At 44.9% G+C, this 17,689-nt stretch carries 16 protein-coding genes and 1 pseudogene; 12 read left to right on the forward strand and 5 right to left on the reverse strand.

Features of this window, described 5'->3' with window-relative positions:
- Nucleotides 1-88 precede the first annotated feature (88 nt).
- The 4 genes and pseudogenes from GVO62_RS12335 (at nucleotide 89) to GVO62_RS12350 (ending at nucleotide 2,926) form a co-directional block, all read left to right on the forward strand.
- On the forward strand, nucleotides 89-838 hold the full coding sequence (locus tag GVO62_RS12335) for an alanine acetyltransferase (protein ID WP_159119495.1): 750 nt from the start codon (nucleotides 89-91) through the stop codon (nucleotides 836-838).
- A gap of 4 nt (nucleotides 839-842) precedes the next feature.
- Complete coding sequence (gene rimI, locus GVO62_RS12340; protein ID WP_236547145.1) at nucleotides 843-1,346, forward strand: ribosomal protein S18-alanine N-acetyltransferase; 504 nt, start codon at nucleotides 843-845, stop codon at nucleotides 1,344-1,346.
- Between the two features lie 126 nt (nucleotides 1,347-1,472).
- A pseudogene (locus GVO62_RS12345) lies at nucleotides 1,473-1,768 on the forward strand (2OG-Fe(II) oxygenase).
- Nucleotides 1,769-1,996: 228 nt separating this feature from the next.
- Nucleotides 1,997-2,926 carry a DMT family transporter gene (locus tag GVO62_RS12350; protein ID WP_159119497.1) on the forward strand — a complete coding sequence of 310 codons (930 nt, stop codon included), beginning with the start codon at nucleotides 1,997-1,999 and terminating at the stop codon, nucleotides 2,924-2,926.
- A 7-nt stretch (nucleotides 2,927-2,933) separates the two neighbouring features.
- On the opposite strand, the gene GVO62_RS12355 is transcribed toward GVO62_RS12350, so the two are convergent.
- Complete coding sequence (locus GVO62_RS12355; protein WP_159119498.1) at nucleotides 2,934-3,830, reverse strand: LysR family transcriptional regulator; 897 nt, start codon at nucleotides 3,828-3,830, stop codon at nucleotides 2,934-2,936.
- Nucleotides 3,831-4,022: 192 nt separating this feature from the next.
- Here GVO62_RS12355 and GVO62_RS12360 point away from each other — a divergent pair, with 192 nt between their 5' ends.
- From GVO62_RS12360 to GVO62_RS12375, 4 genes are read left to right on the forward strand one after another with little or no spacing between them, the layout of a single operon-like run.
- Complete coding sequence (locus tag GVO62_RS12360) at nucleotides 4,023-5,222, forward strand: MFS transporter (RefSeq protein ID WP_159119499.1); 1,200 nt, start codon at nucleotides 4,023-4,025, stop codon at nucleotides 5,220-5,222.
- A gap of 10 nt (nucleotides 5,223-5,232) precedes the next feature.
- Nucleotides 5,233-6,141, forward strand: coding sequence for a TIGR03571 family LLM class oxidoreductase (locus GVO62_RS12365; RefSeq protein ID WP_159119500.1), 909 nt, complete (start codon nucleotides 5,233-5,235; stop codon nucleotides 6,139-6,141).
- Between the two features lie 21 nt (nucleotides 6,142-6,162).
- Complete coding sequence (gene dkgB / locus GVO62_RS12370) at nucleotides 6,163-6,999, forward strand: 2,5-didehydrogluconate reductase DkgB (protein ID WP_159119501.1); 837 nt, start codon at nucleotides 6,163-6,165, stop codon at nucleotides 6,997-6,999.
- 30 nt (nucleotides 7,000-7,029) lie between these two features.
- Nucleotides 7,030-7,965, forward strand: coding sequence for an alcohol dehydrogenase catalytic domain-containing protein (locus GVO62_RS12375; RefSeq protein ID WP_159119502.1), 936 nt, complete (start codon nucleotides 7,030-7,032; stop codon nucleotides 7,963-7,965).
- Here GVO62_RS12375 and GVO62_RS12380 read toward each other — a convergent pair.
- The 4 genes from GVO62_RS12380 to GVO62_RS12395 form a co-directional block, all read right to left on the reverse strand.
- Nucleotides 7,960-9,717 carry a diguanylate cyclase gene (locus tag GVO62_RS12380; protein WP_159119503.1) on the reverse strand — a complete coding sequence of 586 codons (1,758 nt, stop codon included), beginning with the start codon at nucleotides 9,715-9,717 and terminating at the stop codon, nucleotides 7,960-7,962. The genes GVO62_RS12375 and GVO62_RS12380 overlap by 6 nt on opposite strands.
- Nucleotides 9,718-9,870: 153 nt before the next feature.
- Nucleotides 9,871-10,902: a DUF2955 domain-containing protein gene (locus GVO62_RS12385; RefSeq protein ID WP_159119504.1), complete on the reverse strand. Its 1,032-nt coding sequence runs from the start codon at nucleotides 10,900-10,902 to the stop codon at nucleotides 9,871-9,873.
- An 8-nt stretch (nucleotides 10,903-10,910) separates the two neighbouring features.
- Nucleotides 10,911-11,984 carry an HlyD family secretion protein gene (locus GVO62_RS12390; RefSeq protein ID WP_159119505.1) on the reverse strand — a complete coding sequence of 358 codons (1,074 nt, stop codon included), beginning with the start codon at nucleotides 11,982-11,984 and terminating at the stop codon, nucleotides 10,911-10,913.
- On the reverse strand, nucleotides 11,984-12,436 hold the full coding sequence (locus GVO62_RS12395) for a MarR family winged helix-turn-helix transcriptional regulator (protein WP_159119506.1): 453 nt from the start codon (nucleotides 12,434-12,436) through the stop codon (nucleotides 11,984-11,986). Before GVO62_RS12395 ends, GVO62_RS12390 begins: the two co-directional genes overlap by 1 nt.
- Before the next feature lie 379 nt (nucleotides 12,437-12,815).
- On the opposite strand from GVO62_RS12395, the gene prfC reads away from it, so the two are divergent.
- The 4 genes from prfC to GVO62_RS12415 all read left to right on the forward strand — a co-directional run bounded on the left by prfC (nucleotide 12,816) and on the right by GVO62_RS12415 (nucleotide 17,610).
- Nucleotides 12,816-14,405, forward strand: a complete 1,590-nt coding sequence (prfC, locus tag GVO62_RS12400; RefSeq protein ID WP_159119507.1) for a peptide chain release factor 3 — start codon at nucleotides 12,816-12,818, stop codon at nucleotides 14,403-14,405.
- Between the two features lie 13 nt (nucleotides 14,406-14,418).
- Nucleotides 14,419-16,149, forward strand: coding sequence for an arginine--tRNA ligase (argS, locus tag GVO62_RS12405; protein WP_159119508.1), 1,731 nt, complete (start codon nucleotides 14,419-14,421; stop codon nucleotides 16,147-16,149).
- Between the two features lie 202 nt (nucleotides 16,150-16,351).
- Nucleotides 16,352-16,918 (forward strand): NADPH-dependent FMN reductase, encoded by a 567-nt coding sequence (locus GVO62_RS12410; RefSeq protein WP_159119509.1) that lies wholly within the window; start codon nucleotides 16,352-16,354, stop codon nucleotides 16,916-16,918.
- Between the two features lie 488 nt (nucleotides 16,919-17,406).
- Complete coding sequence (locus GVO62_RS12415) at nucleotides 17,407-17,610, forward strand: hypothetical protein (protein ID WP_159119510.1); 204 nt, start codon at nucleotides 17,407-17,409, stop codon at nucleotides 17,608-17,610.
- Nucleotides 17,611-17,689: the final 79 nt, after the last annotated feature.

Below are 17,689 nucleotides of genomic sequence, written 5' to 3' on the forward strand. Positions count from 1 at the left end.
AAAAGAAAGCGATAGTTGTTCAATCACACCATCAACTTTAGTAAACTGGATGAAAATGATGATTAACTCACTCTAGGTCTTTTACGCAATGTCTCTCACCTCATATCAGCAGGCGGTATTACAAGAAATGGGGATCCCCGTATGGATCACTAAAGACGCCTACGCAAAGCAAAAAGACCAAACAAAGCCAAAAGTAAGCGGTGCTTCACAAAACGTGCACGGTACAGCGAACAGTTCAGCATCACACGCTGCTTTTAACCAAAATGTTCAATCAAATGTGCCGTTTTCAACGCCAATTTCTCAGGAAGAAAAGCAGTCACGTCTTGCTCAGTTGAGAGCAAACGTAGGTGGCAGTTCAAAAGAGAAAGCTAAGCCCAGAGACGTTGTAACAGCCAAACCGCCTACGCATAACGCGCCGTTAGATGAAAGAACTCAAAAAAACGGTGCAAATGAAGCGAGTATAGCGCAAAGCAAAATGGCAGCTTCTTCGCCACACGCTACAATGCCACCAAACAGTAACGTGGTGAATTCACAAGAGCCTGTGATAAAAACAAGTGAAGCGAAAGAGCCAGCATCGCCAGAAGGCATTCCTTTAAGTGCCGAACAGAAAGCGAAGTCACAGCAATGGTTAAAAGACTTGCAGCTAGCCTGTGTTCAGTTGGGTATTCCGTCACAATGGGTTAACAAAATAATGATTGGCCGCAGGTTTTCAGTAACCGAATCGGCCATTGTATTGCCAGCCACACCGCTCAAACTCTCTTCTGCACAAAAGCGAGAACTGTGGGCACAACTCATTGACGTAGGACGCACGTTGAACAAATCAGCGACCGAGCAGTAGTGTGATGATGAAGTTAACAATCGTACCGCCTCAAGACTTCGAACAATACATCGAACACGCTCACGTTATTCACCAGCATTCGCAAGTAGCGCCTTGGAAACTAAGTACCTTCGCAGACTGTTTCACCAAACCCTATTACGGGGTGTTTGCCTTTGATAATGACAAGATTGTTGGCTATGCCATTATGCTTGAAGTCGTTGATGAAGCTACGCTGATGGATATTGCGGTAGACAGTGGCGCAAGAGGCAAGGGTGTAGGTCGCGCTTTAGTTGATTTTGTCATTGAGACATCGGTGAAAAATGCAATGCGTGAAATCTGGCTAGAAGTGCGTGAAAGTAACCATACTGCTATTGCGCTTTACGAGAACTCGGGGTTTGAGCATATAGAAACCCGCAAAAACTATTACACAGTAAAAAGTGATAATGACGGGCATGACAAGAGTAATGGAAACAGCGCACAAAAAGAAAACGCTAAAATCATGAAGTGGACAAACCCCACCTTGGCCTAGTGTTTGTATTCCTAGGCATATACGTTTCGCGTATATCAAAGCACTTTCTGAACTCAGCATACGCTTCCAGACCATACGCGCGTGTTTAAATTAGAACACGTTACCATCAAGCAAGGTAGAAATAGCATGGCTAAAGTGCTCAACAAGGCTTTAATCTCATCAAAACGATTTGCTATAAATGTGGTTACCTACAAAGAGGGTCATAGCGTGTTAGAGCATAATGACCCTATGGGCAGCGGGCGTTACTTTAAGTTTAATGTGGTGCTTAAAAAGCCGAAGCGCGGCGGTCAGTTTTGGGCAGAGAAAGTCATCTTTAACCTCTTTAACCGCATTTACTTTTTTCGGCCAGATAAATACATGACAGCGTTAGCAAAATAGAAAAAGGGGAGCGGAAGCTGCTGTCTGTTGCATTGTACCTGTAAGTCATAGTGTTTATCAGTGATTAACCACCCGTATAGCAAAGTTTCCACAAGGTTTTAAAAAGTTGACCATTTGGTCGATAAATTGGCGTGTTTGCACGGTCAGGAAGGTTTTAATCCCTTGCTAATTCACTTATATTTGCGCCCTCAAAATTCTCCGCCTACATTCAGCTTACCGGGCGGTAGAAACTTCTCTTAACGCAGTTCGTGTAATTGGATTTTTTAAAACGCATGTCTTCATCATCGGTGGCGGAAAAAGAGCAATCAAAAGGCATTAAAATGCTTTTGGTTGCGGTGTTGTGTTTAGGACTTAACTGGCCAGGCATGAAATTAGGGCTTGAGATTGTCGGGCCTGTATGGATGGTGTGCTTGCGCTTCTTGTTAAGCCTTCCCGTACTCGCGCTGTTTGTACTTATCACCAAGAAACGTTTACCAGTATTAAATCGCAAAGATCGCTCGGTGGTTTTTGTTGTAGCGTTTTTCCAGTTTATCCTATCAATGGGGCTTATTACTGTCTCACTGCAGTTTATACCCGCGGGCACGGCGAGTATTCTTATTTACACCACACCGCTTTGGATGCTGCTTATTGACACCCTATGGTATCGGCAACGCCCGCCTTCTAAACGATTAATCCTTACCGGTATTTCTACTATTGGCTGCGCAATGATTTTATTTGCTTCGGGAGAACCAGGCGCTTGGCTGCCGCTCTTTGGGATGTTGTTAGCGTCTGCATTGTGGGCGGTCGCTATTCGCCGAGTATCTTTTCACAAGTGGAAAGGTAGCGTTATTGAGGCGGTGTTTTGGCAGTTTACCATCGCAGGTTTCGCCATGCTTGCTATTGCACTGATAGTTGAACCAACACCTAATTTTGGGGCTTACGATATAAGGGATTGGTTGCTACTGGCGTACATTGGGCCAGTGGCAACGGGTCTCGGTTTTGGCCTCATGGTAGCGGCGGGGCCTAAATTACCCCCAGATAAAATTGTTCTTATTAGTACACTCACGCCGATAGTGGGCTATGTAAGCTCTGTGATATTGCTTAAAGAAACGCTACTGCCTATGGTTATGGCCGGCGCAATATTGATGATAGCCGCGCTAATAGTAAATGGCCTTCCTCAAAGCACACTTAAAAAGATATTAGGTAAAGGCCACTCGAAATAACGGTAAGTTAAAGAGTTAGTCGAGGCTGTATAAAATCTAAAAACGCAGAGATACGAGACGATACAGCGCTATTTTTATAGTAAACCGCTTGTACCGACTCTCTGCGGTTTGGACTGACGATATCGTCGCTAAACACATCGACAAGCGTGCCCGCGCTGATATCTTTGTGTACCATAAAGTGAGAAAGTAGCGCGATACCTTGACCTGCCAAGCACAGCTGGCGAATAGTTTCGCCGCTTGATGCACGAAGACTGTACTGTAAGTTAATATCTTGCTTAAGCGGCCATTTATTTAGACTTGGTGAGTCGCTAAAGCCAATCAGTTTGTGTTTGTTTAGCGTGCTAATTCCATCATCGTTTTCAGATATGGGATATTTTTCAAGATACTGTGGGCTCGCCACAATATGCAGCTTACTTTTTCCTAAACGTCTAGCGTGCAAGTTAGAGTCGCTTAAATCACCAATACGTATTGCGATATCGGTTTTGTGTTCCAACAGGTCAATAATACTATCGTGACTGGTAATATCGAGTGTTATGTCAGGAAATGCTTCTCGAAATTCACCCACTAATGGCGCTAGCTGGTGGAACACAAACGGGCTCGCAGCATCAACCCGAAGTTTTCCAGAAGGAGCCCGCTTTAATAGCCGTAATGCTTCTTCACCTTTTTCTAATATATTTAGCCCGTCTCTGGCATATTGCAGGAAAAGCTCACCTTCTTCTGTTAATTCCAGCCGTCTGGTAGTGCGATTCAATAGAGTTACATTTAAGCCATCTTCAAGACGAGTAACTGCTCTACTAACTTTTGCAACCTGCTGATTGAGTAGATTGGCAGCACTGGAAAAACTACCTGTATCCACAACGGTTAGAAAGGCTTCTAAATCTTCAGTTTTTGATGAGACTGGCATCGCACACCTTATATTTTCAAATATCGCAAAAGTATTTTGTCATTAGTGCTGTTTTTTGCAAATAAATTTATCGTCAAACTGTACGCACTTTATTAATGGCTTTCAAAAAACGGTGTAGTTGTTCGTTCTAGAAGCCAATGGTGGCGTTGTTAATCAAGCCATCTCGTTAATTACTTTTTGAGGATAATTGAAATGCCTATTGCATTATTTGCGTTAACGTTAAGTGCGTTTGCTATTGGCACAACAGAGTTCGTGATAGTGGGGCTTGTGCCTACCATTGCTACTGATCTTGGCGTTACGTTACCGAGCGCAGGCTTACTTGTAAGCTTGTACGCCGTTGGTGTTGCCGTTGGCGCACCGGTTCTTACCGCCCTTACAGGAAAGTGGAATAGAAAGCATGTTCTGCTTAGCTTAATGGCGCTATTTGTGGCTGGTAATATTCTCGCTTGGCAAGCGCCTAGCTACGAGAGCTTAATTTTAGCTCGCATTTTGACCGGCCTAGCGCACGGTGTGTTCTTTTCCATAGGGTCAACTATTGCTACAGGGCTCGTGGCGAAAGAAAAAGAAGCCAGTGCTATTGCCATTATGTTTACGGGCTTAACCGTATCCTTGGTTACTGGCGTACCTTTGGGTACCTGGATTGGTCAAAACTTCGGTTGGAGAGCAACCTTCCTTGTGGTTTCCGCGCTTGGCACACTTGCGCTAATAGGCAGTGCGTTGCTGGTACCGAACAACCTTAAACAAAATAAACCGGCCACCTTGAGTGAACAAATGAAGGTGTTGGTTCAGCCTCGTCTGGTATTAGTGTATCTAATGACGATATTGGGCTATGGCGGCACATTTACGGCATTCACCTATCTCGCTCCTATATTGCAGGAAGAGGCGGGGTTTGCGCCCTCAGCCATCAGCTTAATTATGCTGGTTTACGGTGTATCTGTCGCGGTAGGCAATATTTATGGCGGCAAGCTTGCTGACAAAAAAGGCCCAATCCGCGCGTTAACTATCATCTTTTCAGCCCTTGCAGTCATCTTGTTTGCCCTGACGTTTACCATGGGCAGTAAAGTTGCCGCAGTGATCACCGTTTTAGTGTGGGGCGCCTTTGCCTTTGGCAATGTTCCAGGACTTCAGGTGTACGTTGTTCAATTAGCAGAGAAGTTTACCCCTAATGCTGTTGATGTCGCTTCAGGTTTAAATATCGCGGCATTTAACATTGGCATAGCAGTGGGTTCAATTCTGGGCGGTGCAATTGTAGACGGCATGCAGTTATCTGATACCGCATGGATTGGCGCAATTATTTCTGTTGCAGCGTTACTTATTACACGTTACAGCGGCTACTTAGACAAGCGCGCACTCAGTACTGCGAATACGGCGAATAATACAACGAGTGCGTAAGGAGGTCATAATGACGACAAATACCTTTGATAAGCTTGCACAACATACGTTCTCAGTAGGTGTAGAGCTTCCGCTAGATAACGACTGGGCGCATTTCGACGCCACAAAAGGTACGCCATTCGGAGTACCTGATATGACCGAGCATCACAGCCGTATTCAATTAGCCGACAAACTAGGGTTTAAAGCAGCGTGGGTACGAGATGTACCGGTTTATGACCCTAGCTTCGGTGATGCCGCTCAGGTTTTCGAAACATTCACTTACCTGGGCTATTTAGCGGGTATCACAGACAATATTCTATTAGGCACAGCCGCTGTTGTTTTACCTCTTAGGCAGCCATGGCTTGTTAAAAAGGCGGCAGCAACGGTGCAGCAGCTAAGTAACGACCGCCTTATACTCGGTGTAGCCAGTGGGGATAGACCGGTCGAGTATCCGTTGTTCGATGTCGATTTTGACAGTCGCGGCGAGCAGTTCAGGCAGTCACTTGAAATTGTAAAGCACGGTGAGAATTCCCTTGAGCCTGGCATGTCACTGTTACCGCGCTCAACCACGCCGCCTTTGTACGTTGCAGGGCTCGCTCAGCAAAGCCCTCAGTGGGTTGGAGAAAATATGGACGGTTGGTTGGCGTATCCAGGTACACCGAACGACCATGCAAAGCGCGTAGAACTATGGCGAAATGTCGCGGGCAATAAGCCTTACGTTAGTTTTATTCATCTCAACTTGGTTGAAGACGATGAAGCGCCCATAAAACGCCACCGGTTCGGGGTTGAAACTGGTGTAAATGGGCTTATCAAAGAACTCAATGCAATGAAAGAAGCGGGGGTTGATCATATTGGCCTGCACTTCAGACGTAATACGCAACCAGTAGAAGACGCGATGCAGCGCATTGCTGACAACGTATTACCTCACTTTCATAAATAACGGAACCAACAAGGAGGCATCATGCCGAATGTAAATCAGTCACAATCTAAAATTCCTTCGCTAGGTGTAGGCACGTTTCGCTTAAAAGACGATGAAGCCTATAACAGCGTGACAATGGCACTTGAAGTGGGTTTCCGTCATATTGATACGGCGCAAATATACGGCAATGAAGAAGCGGTAGGTCGCGCTATTAAAGACGCTATTGCAAACAATCTTGTTGCACGTGAAGACCTTTACGTCACCACCAAGGTGTGGAATGACAAGCTGAATAAAGCAAGCTTTGTGGATAGCGTAAAAGAGAGTTTGGAAAAGCTTCAACTGTCGTATGTTGACCTGCTACTTATTCATTGGCCGTCACCGGAAAACGGCGAAAGCATGGAAGAGTACCTAGGAGAATTGCTGCGCGTTAAGGAACTGGGACTCACAAAAGAAATTGGTATTTCTAACTTTACCGTGGCACAAATTGAAGAAGCGGTGCATATCTTGGGCGAGGGCGTTATTGCCACGAATCAGGTAGAGGTACACCCTTATCTTACTAATGAAAAAGTGCGTGCAGCGTGTGAGAAACACGGTATCACAGTGACAGGATATATGCCGTTTGCTGTTGGTAAAGTGTTAAAAGACGAGACCATCATTGCAATTGCAGATAAGCATGGCGTGAGCACTGCTGAGGTAGTGGTAGCCTGGGAGCTGGCCCATGGTTTAGTCACTATTCCATCGTCGACTAAGCGCAAGAATCTGGAAACCAATTTCAAAGCGCTTGAACTTACCCTAGGCGCTGACGATATTGCAAAGATTGACGCGCTAGATTGTGGCGACCGTCAAGCTAACCCAGATTTTTCACCTGCGTGGGACTAATCGGAAAAATCACTGTGTTAAGGAGCTTTTATGCAAGCTAACGTTTGGCAATTTGAACAAGCTGGCGCATCACTGGTAAAGCAGGTACGCGAGTTTTCTGAGCCTAAGGCCGGGCGTATTATCGTGCGCAACTATGCTATTGGCATTAACCCAGTTGACTGGAAGTTTATCGATGATAACCCGCGCGACTGGGAAAAAGGGCATATTCCCGGTGTGGACGGTGCGGGTGTTGTTGTCGCTGTAGGTGAGGGCGTTGATAACAGTCTTCTTGGTAAGCGGGTGGCTTACCATCATAGTCTGGGTGAAAACGGAAGCTTTGCCGACCATAGTGAAGTGTATGCTAGCCGTGTAATGGTCGTGCCAGAAAGCGTTGATTTTGCGCTAGCTGCTGCCTTGCCATGTCCGATGCTTACTGCCTGGCAAGCGTTCAGTAAAGTGCCGGTCAGAAAGGGGGCTAACGTGTTAGTCAGCGGTATGGGCGCCGTTAACAAACTGCTGGCGCAAATGCTTTCTCAGGCTGGTTTTAATGTACATGTTATCTCAGGAAGCTTTACGCAAGAGCAAGCTGCTGAAATGGGAGTAACAGCCATCCATCGCGGTAAACCTGAAGGACAAACATTTTACGCGCTTTTCGACGCGAACGGGCCAGACTATGCGGCGTCACTTGTACCGCTTCTTGAAGCTAATGGTCACGTGGTGAGTATTCTAGGTCGTATTGAAGTGCCTGTTGATGCGCCTTTCACTCGCACTATTTCTTATCATGAGATAGCGCTAGGTGCGCTGCATGATTATGGCGATTTGTCACAGTGGCAGCGTTTGGTGAAAGACGGTGAGGCGTTACTTGAGCAAGTTGCTGCGCAAACGTTGGTTGTCGAAATACCTAACGTGTTTGAATTCGATAATTTGAACAACGCGCTGCAATTTTCAAAAGAAGACAAACGAAAGGCAGTGGTTGCGGTGTCATAAAGCCGGAATGATTAAGTTTCTTCCTTTATCTTTGGCTACGTAAAGGGCTTTATCAGCTCGCCTAAAGGCTTCGACAATATCGTCGGAGCCTTTACATAATGTCCAACCTATACATGCTCCCAGTTTCCTGTTATCTATCGATGCAATCGCTAACTGATTAAAGGCACGGTGGACGATTTCCAATTGTTTTGCAAATTCCTCGGCTTCGCTAGACTGGTTACCATTAGGCTGTGTGACACGCTTTGCAATGGCAAATTCTTCTCCACCATAGCGCGCTGCTACTTGTCCCTCATCATTAAGCGGCGCAAGAATGTTAGCAATGCCTTTTAGTACTTCGTCACCTGCATCGTGTCCAAACGTATCGTTGATACTTTTGAAGTGATCTAAGTCGATTAGCGCAATGGCTAGCGCGGCATGATTGTGTAAGGTTTTATCAAACGTTTTATCTACAAATAGGTCCAGCGTACGACGATTGGGCAATTCCGTTAAGCTATCTTTAGAAGCTAACTCTGCCAAAGCAATGTTGGTCTGTTCGAGCGCTAGTGTACGCTCTCTCACCAGCGCTTCTAGTTTAAATGTCTGTTCACTTTTTAATTGTGCTGCTTCTTTCTGTGCGTCTCTTTCTCTTTGCGCAACCTTAACCATGTAGTTCGCGGTAAGCGCGACCATAAACAGACAGGTCATCACGAGTCCAGTCATGAAAGTGGCGATAGGCTCTAGATAAAGCTCGACCTCAAAAAGTGCAATAATAGTAAGGACTAGGGTACTAAATGTTACTGGAAGCATAGCGGCAGCTAGCCATTTGGCTCTGTCAGAGCCTCGCTTGTGCTCTACAAAGATGGTGATACCGGCAATTAACAAGAAAGGGAAAAAGAGAATTACAGGAAGTTTTAGTGCAGAATCAAGCCCTACGCTTTGCCATAATAATATCCCTATAAAAGGCAAAATCGCGCAGAACCGTTTGACGGGCTTCGCTCCGTACACTTCATGGTTGTCTCTGGCTAGTGTCTGAAACAAAACCCAAAAGGCGGTAATCAAAACAGAGTAAATACTTACAGCATAGCTAATATCGTTCAAATTTGGCGTATTAGGCCAAAGTAATTCAAACGCGTAACCGAAGACGCGCAAAAACCAAAAGGTTATAGTAAAAATGAACGAGGCAAAGCTTAAAAAGACTAAATTGCGGCTAGCAATGAAGCCCAATGTACAAAGTACAGTAAGCAGCCCCATTGCACCGAAAAACGCCATATCCCGCTGCAAGGTTTTCATATAAAGGTTGCTGTAATATTCAGGTGTAGCGACTGAAAAGCTATACCTTAATATTTCGCCTTTCATAGTGCCGCTAAATTCTGTATAGGCTGACTGTGGTAATATGGAAGGAAAGTGGTAGTTCGGCGCATTCACAGGACGAGAGCTAAAAGGCAAACTGTCGCCCGTTACCCACCTTTTAGTGCCGTCAGTCACTGTTAAACGTTTTATTGCTGGAAAGCTAATTGAAAACCAGACAGGAACTTGCGTATCTAATTGGTTGTAAACGCGAACTTTAAAATGTAAATAATGTGAAGGCGACCTTTCTATAACATCAGCGTTATAAAACCACTGTTCATCGCCTGTAAGTTCAGCGGAGTTGCTTACTGCAAAAACGACATCGCTGTCTAAAGACAACATAGACTGAGGATCATTGAAATTAGCTGCGTTAGCGGTTGGGCAAAAGCATGCTATTACAAGCCATGCGAATAATATTCGCAGCATTCATCGTCCTTGCACTGTTGGTTACTTTTTGTTTAAAAATCAATATAGCACATTGTTTAAAAATGTAAGCGCCCAATAAATAAAAACAAAAACACATAATTATCAGCTTATATCTATAGAGCACTACTCAGGTCTAGCCTGTTGAAAGTAAGGTCAAGAAAACGTGTGATGCCGTGTAGATTGATGTTTATTCAGTAGGCTATGTACAACAAAAATAACACACAGGCTCAATGCAATGGCTACCGCAACAGACGAGAACCGATAAAGCGCACTGTATATAATATCTTGTTGGGGGGAAAGTGACTGTCCGTACAAGATGCCAAAAGTGGTAAGTACGCCAAAGCCGGTCCCCGCGCCACCACCGTTCAAAACGTGCTGCCGACTTATAAAAAAGACCAATATCCACAGGCTAAAACTAGCGAAAAATAACGTATCGCTGTAATTCAGCAAAACCAGCTGAGCGAGCAGGGCTAAATTGCACCCAATCAAGGTACCTATTGCTCGCTGCCAACCGCTCAAGGTGGCCCCTTTCCAGCAAAGAGGGAACAGAATCAGTATGCTCGCTGCTTGCGCCGAAATAGAATCAACTAAATCGAAGGTTTGAAACACAGCAAAAGATAACGTAGCCACTGTCGAGCATAAGATGACTTCGTGTCGGATGCTCGCCTGATCTTTAGAGACCTTAGGCGTTGGTGTTCGCGTTGCTCTATCGGGGAATATTAGGTGCATTGCAAAAGCGATGCCTAAAGCAAGTAAAATTGCGCCAATATTTGAAATCACCAACGGGTAAATGTCTATTCCATCGTTACTGTAACTTGCGAAGTGCAGCTGTAACGACAGCCCAACCAGAGAAAATGCGCCAAACAAAAATAATGTGCCCTTACTCATTTGCCAAAATAAAAAAGCAAAGGTTGCTGCGATTAATGGTGTAATAAGCAGCGGGTGGGTTCCAAACAAACCATACACTACTAGCACAACCATTGCTGGGAATACGGTCGCTGCAAGAAACTGTCTTATTATGTGCCCATTTAAAACGGCTACCAGCCCTAGTAATAGAATGGGGTAAAGTGTAAAAAATATCGGGTTCGGCCAGTCCATTGCCTTTGATATAGTAAACCCGAGAGTCGCGCCGCTGGCAATTCTAAGCATCTGTTGAACATCATTTTCGCTAAGTTGTGTTTTCATAACCTGTTCTAGTAGATGTAGTGCAATAAACTGATAAAGCGAATTTGAACATTCGCGACAAAGCTTTCTATGGGGTTATTAGGAACAATTTGAACCGTCGCCCTGGCACCACTGGTCAGACGATTTAATGGCGCTTCACCTTCATCTAAGCTGATATGAACGCGCTGGCGTTGCGCGTCACGCACCCATCGATTCGATTTTTCAACTGTGGCTAGCGTGCCGTTTGCTGACAGTTGGCCTTCACTAACGCCAGCCTCGAAATCTTCCACCTGCGCCGCAAACACCTTCCCAGGTATCGCATCAAAAACAACTTTAGCACGCACGCCTTTTTCTACATTGGTTAGCGACTTTTCTCTAAAGTCAGCAACCAAGTCAAGCTTGTTATCTACAACAGATGCAAGGGGAACGCTTTGTTTGGCATAGGTTCCTTTTGTCACCTGCATGTTTGCCATAATGCCTTCGTGCGGAGCCTTTATTCTGGTGTATACCAGGTTTAATTCTGCACGATTTAGCGCGTTGCGAGCTTCCTGATATTTGAGGTTACGATCGCCTCTTTCTCCCCTAGCTACAATCTGCTGGTTTAACTCAGCTTTAAGTGCGCTTAAATCTGCCTCGGCGCTTTGAAGTTGGGCGTTAGCTTTATCCACGTCTTGTTGAGAAACTACGTTGCTTTCTATTAATGTGTTTAATCGTTGGTATTCATTTTTGCGCTCTACGAGTATGGCAGTCGCGGCTGCTATTCTTGCCTTAATTGCGTCCACCTGGGCGTCAATTTGAGCATTTTCTTGTGCCACATTCGCCAATTCAATCTGCGCTTTTTCAAGCGCAATATTGTAGGGAGTATCGTCAATTTCGAACAATACTTGCCCTTTTTTAACGTGTTGATTGTTGCTAACTAAGACCTTAATGATTGGGCCATTAAGCTGAGGTGATATTTGTGTAACCTGATGGTACACCCTTGCTTGAGGTGTCATTGGTATGCGGATATCGGCAACTACAAAATATATAAAACAGGCAGCAAAAGCTACTAACGCTAGTTTCACGTACCTTGCAAAAGCTTGGTCGGGTGTTCTTTCACTCACTAATTCGCCTCCAGAAGCCGAACGGCATTTTGCTCAATTTTGTTAATACATAGAGCCATCATATTTAGCTCCTCGTCGGATATACCTGCATAGACCTCATCCCGCAGCGCGGCGAGCGTGCTTTCTATATCATTCATACGGCCTTTTCCCATTGGTGTGAAATAAAGCAAACGGCTTCGCTTATCGTTTTTATCAACAATGCGTTTGATCAACCCTGCGGTTTCTAATTGCTTGATCGTTCTAGTAAGACTTGGCATCTCTATTTCAAGACTTTCCGCTAGCATTTGTTGGGTACATCCTTCGCCAAGCAAAGCAATATGAATCATCACACGCCACCTCGATTCAGTGAGGTCAAGGTGGGCTACAGATTTGGTGACCGTTTTTCTACATCTTCTTGAAGTACGTGCAAACAGTGCGATTAAGTGAAGCGGCATCGGTTCTGAAAACATCATCTTAATACTTATTAATTTATTTAGCATGCTAAGTATTTTATTTGGTTAGCATGCTAAGTAAATGGTTGTGGGACGAATAGGCTAATAAGTTCGTTGAGCGTCTACGTGAAGGTTTTCGTTAAATTGAATGATAAGAATTTGAAGACATCTTTAAAATTAAACCGTCGATTCATTTAACCCGTCATGAGACAGGTGCTACGTAATTTCGCTCTACTGTTACGCCCAGTAAAATGCTAAAATCCGCGCAATTAATTACCAAGCCGTATCAAGCGTTTCATCGCAATATACAATTTGCGCGGACAAGCATTGCTTATCCGATATAAAACGCGCCTGTAAGTTATTGGTTTACAGGGATAATAGATAACGAAGATAAGTATTGATGTCAGATAAGAAACTTCTAGAAGAGATTAAAAGGCGACGTACGTTCGCAATCATATCGCACCCGGATGCGGGTAAAACCACCATTACTGAAAAAGTACTGTTGTTCGGACGTGCGCTTCAGACCGCCGGTACTGTAAAAGGTAAAAAATCAGGTCAGCATGCTAAGTCTGACTGGATGGAGATGGAAAAAGAGCGTGGTATCTCGGTAACTACCTCGGTCATGCAGTTTCCTTACAGCGACCACTTGGTAAACCTGCTGGATACCCCAGGGCACGAAGACTTCTCTGAAGATACCTATCGTACGCTAACAGCCGTTGACTCGTGCCTTATGGTAATCGACGCCGCGAAAGGTGTAGAAGACAGAACTCGTAAGTTAATGGAAGTCACTCGCTTACGCGATACACCTATCATTACTTTCATGAACAAGCTTGACCGTGATATTCGGGATCCCATGGAGCTGCTTGATGAAGTGGAGACCGAGCTTGATATATTGTGTGCGCCAATTACTTGGCCAATTGGCTGTGGTAAGAGTTTTAAGGGTATATATCACCTGCATCGCGATGAGACTATTTTGTATCAAAGCGGCCACGGCCACACTATCCAAGAGGTTCGTATCATTAAGGGGTTAGATAATCCTGAACTCGATACTGCCGTGGGTAGCGATCTTGCTGAAACCTTGCGTGACGAGCTTGAACTTGTGCGCGGCGCATCAAATGAATTTGATCAAGAGCTATTCCGTGAAGGTCAGTTAACGCCCGTATTCTTCGGCACAGCATTGGGTAACTTTGGCGTAGACCACATGCTTGATGGTTTGGTTGAATGGGCGCCAGCGCCACTAGGCCGCGAGACAGAAGAAGGTACTATCGAAAGCACTGACGGAAAGTTCAGCGGATTCGTATTTAAGATTCAGGCCAACATGGACCCGAAACACCGCGACCGTATTGCGTTCTGTCGTATTGTGTCGGGCAAGTATGAAAAAGGCATGAAAATGCGTAACAGCCGTTTAGGCAAAGATGTGCGTATCTCCGATGCATTGACCTTCTTAGCCGGTGATCGTTCACTGCTAGAAGAAGCGTATGCTGGCGACATTATCGGCCTGCACAACCACGGTACTATTCGAATTGGTGACACTTTCACGTCAGGTGATAACTATCGTTTCACCGGTATTCCAAACTTTGCGCCCGAGCTATTTAAACGTATTCGCTTGAAAGATCCACTTAAGCAAAAGCAATTGCTTAAAGGCCTTATTCAGCTTTCAGAAGAAGGGGCGGTTCAGGTATTCAGACCACTGGCTAACAACGACTTAATTGTTGGTGCGGTAGGTGTTCTGCAGTTCGACGTAGTTGTGGCTCGTTTAAAAGCCGAATACAACGTAGATGCGCTATACGAGCATATTAACGTTTCAACGGCTCGCTGGGTTTACTCAAGTGATGAGAAAAAACTAGATGAATTCCGCCGCAAAGGTGAGCAGAACCTGGCGTTGGATGGGGGCGATAACTTAACGTATATCGCACCGACTATGGTGAATTTGCAGCTAGCCCAAGAACGCTACCCAGATATCCAATTTACGAACACGCGCGAAAATTAAAGAAATATACATTATGAATATACATGCACTATTAGTTAATCGTTTCACTGAAGCTCTGCAAGAGATGGGCGTAGAGAATGCGCCAGTACCCGTTTCGCGCAGTGCTCGACCAGAGTTTGGTGAATACCAGTTTAATGGCGCTATGGCACTGGCGAAACAGCTAAAACAAAAGCCACGTGATATCGCAGATAAAATTGTTGAGACAGTGAAGCTTGACGATATTGCCAGCAAATTAGAAGTAGCGGGCCCCGGTTTTATCAACGTTCATCTAAATGACGCATGGTTGTCTAACCAGTGCGAGCTATCGTTGACCGATCCTCGCTTAGGCATTGCAAAGTCGCCGGAGCAAAACATTGTAGTAGATTATTCATCGCCGAATTTAGCGAAAGAAATGCACGTGGGTCACCTGCGTACTACTATTATCGGCGATGCCGTTGTTAAGGTACTAGAGTTTTTAGGTCACAACGTAATTCGTCAAAATCACATGGGCGACTGGGGCACCCAATTCGGCATGTTGCTGGCGCACCTTTCAGACAAACTTCAAGAGGAAGTGGCTGAAACCGCGCTGTCTGATCTTGAAGACTTTTACCGTGAAGCTAAAGTTCGCTTTGACGAGGAAGAAGGCTTTGCCGACCGCGCCCGTGAATACGTTGTCAAGCTACAGGGCGGCGACGCTCAGTGCCTCGCACTGTGGGAAAAGTTCATCGATGTATCTATTGCTCACTCAGAAGAAGTGTACGACAAGCTAAACGTAAGCCTTACCCGCAAAGATATTATGGGTGAGTCGGCTTATAACGACGACTTGGCCAACGTAATCAGCGACCTTAAAGCAAAAGGCATCGCGGTAGAAGATCAGGGAGCGCAGGTTGTGTTTATTCCTGAGCTTGCCGATAAAGAAGGTAACCCTGCCGTTTACATCGTTCAAAAATCCGGTGGTGGATACCTGTACGCAACGACGGACCTTGCGGCAATGCGCTATCGTAGCGGCAAATTAAACGCTGACCGTACGCTTATTCTTACTGACGCTCGCCAGGCGCTGCACTTCAAACAAACTGAAATTGTAGGCCGCAAAGCAGGCTTCATGAAAGAAGAGCAAACATACGAGCACTGCCCGTTTGGTATGATGCTAGGCAGTGACGGTAAGCCATTTAAAACCCGTACCGGTGGCACGGTTAAATTGGTTGAACTGCTTGATGAAGCGGTTGAGCGAGCAGGCAAACTGATTGCCGAGCGTGACAACGATTTAAGTGAAGACGAGCTTAAAGAAGTTGCACGGAAGGTAGGTATTGGCGCAGTAAAATACGCTGACCTATCTAAGAACCGCACAACCGACTACATGTTCAATTGGGACTCAATGCTAAGCTTTGAGGGTAATACAGCGCCTTATCTGCAATACGCCTATACTCGTGTGAAAAGCTTGTTCAGAAAAGCGGGCGTTGATATGGCAACAATGCCAGTTGATATTAACATCGTTGAGAAACAAGAGCATGCGCTCGCTGTGCTGCTCATGCAGTTTGAAGAAGTAATTGGCATGGTATCGCGCGAGGCGACCCCTCACGTGTTGTGTACTTATCTCTACGATGTGGCGTCAGCATTCATGACATTCTACGAAGCCTGCCCAATGTTAAAAGACGGTATTGAGCCAGCGGTACGCGACAGCCGTTTAGCATTGTCAGCTTTGGTTGCCAAAACATTAGAGAAGGGATTAGCTCTACTAGGTATTGAAACACTCGAAAAAATGTAGTGTTCGCGGTACAACATAGATATTGATATTGAAGAGGCTGACAGTGTTTGTCAGCCTTTTTATATACGTAATGCAAACGACCAAGACTTGGCTTGTTGGTTTTAATAAACATTTTTGTATCCCAGTTAAAACCGATAGGCCGATATATTCTTATAAAGTAGATTATTAAAAAAACAACGCAAAAAAGAGACAGGAAATTCTAATGACAAAGATCCTTGCATTTGCAGGCAGCACCCGTAAAGGTTCATTTAACCAAGCCATTGTGAACGTAGCCGCCGAAGGTGCACGAGAGTCTGGCGCAGAGGTTACTGTAATTGACTTAGCTGATTATCAAATGCCAATATTTAATGAAGACGAAGAAGCTGAGTTTGGTATGCCTGAAAGAGCACAGGCATTTAAAGAGCTACTCATGAGCCATGATGGGTTTCTCATTGCATCACCAGAATATAACTCAAGTTACCCCGCACTGCTAAAAAATGCCATCGACTGGGCATCGCGCATGGGGGAAGGAGAAAAACCATTGCAAGCCTATCGCGGTAAAGTGGCTGGTATTATGGCGGCGTCTGCCGGTGGTTTAGGCGGTATGCGTGTACTTGTGGTGCTGAGAATGCTACTTGAAAACCTAGGTACTATGGTACTGCCAAATCAAAAAGCTATCGCAAAGGTTGATTCGCTTATGGAAGATGGTGCAATTACCGACGAAAAAACGATAAAGCAGCTAAAAAATTTGGGGAAAGAAACCGCCGAGTTGGCTGGTAAGCTAGCCTGAGACATGGGTTTAGGGTAGCTAGAGTAAGCCGCACGCGCTCTAGCTATCTACATTTCAGAATTTCTATCCATGCTAAACAAGTGTGCCTTTGAAATTGCTTCGATTAGAGAGTGCGCTATTTAATATGAGAAACACTTAGCACCATCAAGCCCCTTCATTGCCCATCCTAGAAAAACAAATTTCAATTCACAAAACGACGTAAAACCCAACCCATGGCCAGTCGTCATTATTGCTTTGATGCCATAGTCTAGCTCAGTGCATTTGCACATTACTTTAATTGAAAAAAAGGAGCTTTATTATGGAAGAACTCAACATTAACGAAATCGATGCAGTCTCAGGTGCAGGTGTAGTTGACTTATGATTTCGGTCGAGGATTTGGCAACGGATTCTACGATGGTGCAAACGAGCCAGAAATTTCTTAGTATTGATTGAGCAGGCTTTGGTCTGCTTTTTTAGTTTTATTTAAGCATGGACAAAGGCAAATAATCATGGATAAGAAAAATTACGGCAACATAGCATTTTGGTTTCTCGTGCTATTAAATATTATCTCTCTCTTTGAGAGTATTATTTCAACAGAGGGGTTCTCGCTTTTAAAAGAGCCTGAGTTTCAAAACCTACTCTTACTCGCAATTCTCAAAAAACTTGCGAATCGCTCAAATGAAAATGCATTTGAAACAGACAGCATTATATAACGTGTTGTTTCTCGAACTCTCTGTATTATTTTGACGCTAGGTGTCGAAAGAAAGCCGCTAAATCGAGTGCGGCTCTCTT

It is taken from the genome of Alteromonas sp. KUL150 (assembly GCF_009811475.1).
Lineage (GTDB): Bacteria > Pseudomonadota > Gammaproteobacteria > Enterobacterales > Alteromonadaceae > Alteromonas > Alteromonas gracilis.

Coding starts and splice junctions, on each gene's coding strand:
- GVO62_RS12395 (WP_159119506.1), bottom strand. CDS start 12,436: ATGATGTTTTCAGAACCGATGCCGCTTCACTTAATCGCACTGTTTGCA.
- rimI (WP_236547145.1), top strand. CDS start 843: ATGATGAAGTTAACAATCGTACCGCCTCAAGACTTCGAACAATACATC.
- GVO62_RS12335 (WP_159119495.1), top strand. CDS start 89: ATGTCTCTCACCTCATATCAGCAGGCGGTATTACAAGAAATGGGGATC.
- GVO62_RS12375 (WP_159119502.1), top strand. CDS start 7,030: ATGCAAGCTAACGTTTGGCAATTTGAACAAGCTGGCGCATCACTGGTA.
- GVO62_RS12380 (WP_159119503.1), bottom strand. CDS start 9,717: ATGCTGCGAATATTATTCGCATGGCTTGTAATAGCATGCTTTTGCCCA.
- GVO62_RS12350 (WP_159119497.1), top strand. CDS start 1,997: ATGTCTTCATCATCGGTGGCGGAAAAAGAGCAATCAAAAGGCATTAAA.
- GVO62_RS12365 (WP_159119500.1), top strand. CDS start 5,233: ATGACGACAAATACCTTTGATAAGCTTGCACAACATACGTTCTCAGTA.
- GVO62_RS12410 (WP_159119509.1), top strand. CDS start 16,352: ATGACAAAGATCCTTGCATTTGCAGGCAGCACCCGTAAAGGTTCATTT.
- GVO62_RS12385 (WP_159119504.1), bottom strand. CDS start 10,902: ATGAAAACACAACTTAGCGAAAATGATGTTCAACAGATGCTTAGAATT.
- GVO62_RS12355 (WP_159119498.1), bottom strand. CDS start 3,830: ATGCCAGTCTCATCAAAAACTGAAGATTTAGAAGCCTTTCTAACCGTT.
- argS (WP_159119508.1), top strand. CDS start 14,419: ATGAATATACATGCACTATTAGTTAATCGTTTCACTGAAGCTCTGCAA.
- prfC (WP_159119507.1), top strand. CDS start 12,816: ATGTCAGATAAGAAACTTCTAGAAGAGATTAAAAGGCGACGTACGTTC.
- GVO62_RS12415 (WP_159119510.1), top strand. CDS start 17,407: ATGGATAAGAAAAATTACGGCAACATAGCATTTTGGTTTCTCGTGCTA.
- GVO62_RS12360 (WP_159119499.1), top strand. CDS start 4,023: ATGCCTATTGCATTATTTGCGTTAACGTTAAGTGCGTTTGCTATTGGC.
- dkgB (WP_159119501.1), top strand. CDS start 6,163: ATGCCGAATGTAAATCAGTCACAATCTAAAATTCCTTCGCTAGGTGTA.